Source organism: Rhizobacter sp. P3_B12, from assembly GCF_056402895.1.
The window spans coordinates 1-1,380 of the sequence record NZ_JBFUGN010001304.1 but is presented as its reverse complement, the minus strand read 5'-3'; the positions used below and the strand labels follow the sequence as shown (position 1 = coordinate 1,380).

At 66.9% G+C, this 1,380-nt stretch carries 3 protein-coding genes; all 3 read right to left on the bottom strand.

Going from position 1 to position 1,380, the window contains the following annotated elements; all coding sequences use genetic code 11:
• Positions 1-382: HAD hydrolase-like protein (locus tag AC1D01_RS34750; RefSeq protein ID WP_477874072.1), on the bottom strand; the 382-nt coding region annotated here is incomplete at its 3' end.
• On the bottom strand, positions 379-1,080 hold the full coding sequence (gene ubiG / locus AC1D01_RS34745; RefSeq protein ID WP_477874070.1) for a bifunctional 2-polyprenyl-6-hydroxyphenol methylase/3-demethylubiquinol 3-O-methyltransferase UbiG: 702 nt from the start codon (positions 1,078-1,080) through the stop codon (positions 379-381). The genes ubiG and AC1D01_RS34750, both read right to left, overlap by 4 nt.
• Before the next feature lie 128 nt (positions 1,081-1,208).
• On the bottom strand, positions 1,209-1,380 hold a 172-nt coding region (locus AC1D01_RS34740), incomplete at its 5' end, for an OmpA family protein (RefSeq protein WP_477874074.1).

Here is a 1,380-nt window from a genome sequence, read left to right as displayed (position 1 = left end):
GCCCCAGCGCCTTCACCAGCGGGTTCGTGAAACGCTGCGCCTTGTTCGTGACGATGCCCCAGCGCAGGCCGAGCGCCTCGATCGCATCGAGCATCRCCGGCACCGCGTCGAACGTGCGCGTGTGCTGCGTCATGCGCTGCTCGTAGCGGTCGAAGAATTCGTCGCGCAGCGCGATGAAGCCCTCGTCCGCCGGTACCACGCCGAGCGCGATACCGATCATCCCGCGCGCCCCCGACCCCACCATCGGCCGGAACTGCTCGAACGGCAGCGGCTCGAGGCCACGCGCCGCGCGCATGTCGTTGCCGGTGCCGGCCAGGTCGGGCGCGCTGTCGATCAGGGTGCCGTCCAGGTCGAACAGCACCGCCTTCACGCGCAGGCTCACAGCGGCTTCCTGCAGGCGAACAGGTAGTTCACGCTGGTGTCGGCCGAGAGCCAGTAGCGCCCGGTCAGCGGGTTGTATTCCATGCCGCGCGTGCCCTCGAGCGCGAGGCCTGCGCTACGCGCCCATTGCGCCAGTTCGCTCGGCTTGATGAAGCGCGCGTACTCGTGCGTGCCCTGCGGCAGCAGCTTCAGCAGGTACTCCGCGCCGACGATCGCGAACATGAAGGCCTTCGCGTTGCGGTTGATCGTCGAGAAGAACACCCAGCCGCCCGGCTTCGCGAGCGTCGCGCAGGCCTGCACGATCGACGATGGATCGGGCACGTGCTCCATCATCTCCATGCAGGTGACCACGTCGAACTGCCCCGGCGCCTCGTCCGCCAGCGCCTCGGCCGCGACCTCGCGGTACTCGATGCCGGTGGTGCCGGCTTCCATCGCATGCAGTTGCGCCACCTTCAGCGCCTTGCCGGCGAGGTCGATGCCGAGCACGTCGGCGCCCTTGCGCGCCATCGAATCGGCCAGGATGCCGCCACCGCAGCCGACGTCCAGCACCCGCTTGCCCTTCAGCGCGGCGAGCCGGTCGATCCACTCCAGCCGCAGCGGGTTGATCTGGTGCAGCGGGCGGAACTCGCTGTCGGGATCCCACCAGCGATGAGCCAGGTCGCTGAATTTGGCGAGCTCTTGAGGGTCGGCGTTGATCATGAGGCCGTCAGTTTGACATGTCGGGGCCGACATATTCGAGGCAGAGGAATCTCCGCGCAGCAGGTATTCCCCCGCGAAAACAAAAAACCCCGCCGAGGCGGGGTTTGTCGTGCATCAGCCGAGGCTGATCACTTGTTGCGCGTACCGACCACTTCGATTTCGACGCGGCGGTTCTTCGCGCGGCCTTCGGCGGTCTTGTTGTCGGCGACAGGCTGCTTCTTGCCCTTGCCTTCGGTGTACACGCGGTTCTTCTCGATGCCCTTGCTCACCAGGTAGGTCTTGACCGCTTCGGCACGAGCG